Origin of the sequence: Pseudomonas yangonensis (assembly GCF_009932725.1) — a bacterium.
Classification (GTDB): domain Bacteria; phylum Pseudomonadota; class Gammaproteobacteria; order Pseudomonadales; family Pseudomonadaceae; genus Aquipseudomonas; species Aquipseudomonas yangonensis.
In genome coordinates this window covers 1-249 of the sequence record NZ_BLJU01000241.1, presented here as the reverse complement: position 1 = coordinate 249, position 249 = coordinate 1, and the positions used below count along the sequence as shown (strand labels likewise).

Below are 249 nucleotides of genomic sequence, written 5' to 3'. Positions count from 1 at the left end.
CTGTTATTCCGGCGCTTAACCTTGCCACCAGTGATGCAGCGGCGGTGGCCGGTCTTGTGATGACGGTGCTGACCGTTGGTCTGGTGTCGTGTGCAGGAAAATCATTACCCCGTTTCTGGCCCGGGGATTTTTTCCCGGTATTCTACGCCTGTCATCTGGCTGTGCTGGGCGTTCTGGCGCTGTGACGGGTGTGGTATCTTTGACCGTAACAGGATGATTCGTCAGAGGCAGAACACAGCATGACAGAGC

1 protein-coding gene is annotated in these 249 nt (G+C 56.2%); it reads left to right on the top strand.

The features are described from left to right. Window positions 1-185: TraX family protein (locus GYB81_RS24175; protein ID WP_252334061.1), on the top strand; the 185-nt coding region annotated here is incomplete at its 5' end. Window positions 186-249: the final 64 nt, after the last annotated feature.